Below are 1,221 nucleotides of genomic sequence, written 5' to 3' on the forward strand. Positions count from 1 at the left end.
AAAATACCTGAACAGCCGTTAATTCGGTCTGCATATTTTGAGAGTTCAACGGAGTAGTTATAGAGAATTTTAACGGATTCAGCATCGGAGCGATGTTCATCCCAAGAAACTTCATGAGGTGAAATTTCTGTTAAAAAATTGATTCCAAGATCGGAATTATGGCAAGATTGAGTCATTAAAAAGCTCGTTTAAGTTTTGTTGGATCGCACCTCAAAATTTACGGGCTTTTTATCTATCTGTCAAACCATGCTAAAAGCCACGCCACACAAGGCATAGAGCCACATTTTTAATATCGAAGTTATCCCTTAATAATAAATACAAGGAAAAACACCCCAAAAATCCCCATTTTTGCCCCCTTTTCAGATGCCTTTTTTTTGATTTTTCACCCCTAGCCAATTCGTGATGATTTTTCAGTAATGCACGCTTCCGCGTTTCTCATTCGAGAAACAAAAATCGGGTCGTCGCTTTGCTCGGTTTTTCCCGCTTAGAATTTTTATGGGAGCTTGTAATCAAGGAAGAAAGGTTTTGGAATTTTTATGATGGGGTCGTCACTCGTAGACACTCGTTCGGCTTTTCCCGAAATAACATGAAGGGCGCACTTTACCATTGGAAAAAATCCAATGGGTGCGAAACGCCAAAAAGGGAAAATTTCCAATTTTTCATTTTTGGCGTTCTTGGGGTTAAGGGGTCGAACCCCTTACGCAACGTCCGTTTTTGAGTGAAACGAAAAAATGGGTAAGTGCGCCCTTCGGGATTTGTCATACAAAACTGAAATTCGTTAAACGATTGCCTATCCTGCCATAGCGATTTTTGTTTTTTGGCGTTTAGTCGTGACTAAGATCGTGGAATTAATCTCTTTAAACCATCTTCAAATTCTTGGTCGCTTAATTCCCCTGAAACGTATTGATCATAGAGCTGCTGATGTTCTTCTGTAATTTCTAGGTCGTAATATTCACGGTCTGATCTGTTCAAAAAGACTCGTTCCAAACGTCGGTTTTTTTCTGTATCCATGATCACTCCGCATATTCATTGAATTTGGGTGCATAGACATATCGGCGATATTCAGGTTTGAACTGAAACGCTACTCGACCCTCTCCAACGTCCTGTACTTCCTCAGAGGACGAAATCATTTCTTCCGTGGTGATTTCATCTTCAGGCTTGAGAATCCCCTTTAAAACGCCTCCTGTTGCGATAAAACGCATCTTATGGACTTGTTTGGTC

The 1,221-nt window shown here is 40.4% G+C and carries 1 protein-coding gene and 1 pseudogene; both read right to left on the reverse strand.

The window, feature by feature from the left end:
- Positions 1-834 precede the first annotated feature (834 nt).
- Entirely contained in the window at positions 835-1,011 is a 177-nt protein-coding gene (locus FTV31_RS16950) for a hypothetical protein (protein ID WP_179995815.1), read from the reverse strand.
- Positions 1,012-1,013: 2 nt separating this feature from the next.
- A pseudogene (locus tag FTV31_RS16955) lies at positions 1,014-1,221 on the reverse strand (protein rep); the annotation flags it as partial.

Source organism: Acinetobacter sp. YH16031, assembly GCF_013417335.1.
Taxonomy (GTDB): Bacteria; Pseudomonadota; Gammaproteobacteria; order Pseudomonadales; family Moraxellaceae; genus Acinetobacter.

What these genes read in the sequence shown, in the direction of transcription:
- FTV31_RS16950 (WP_179995815.1), bottom strand. Translation starts at nt 1,011, where the DNA reads ATGGATACAGAAAAAAACCGACGTTTGGAACGAGTCTTTTTGAACAGA.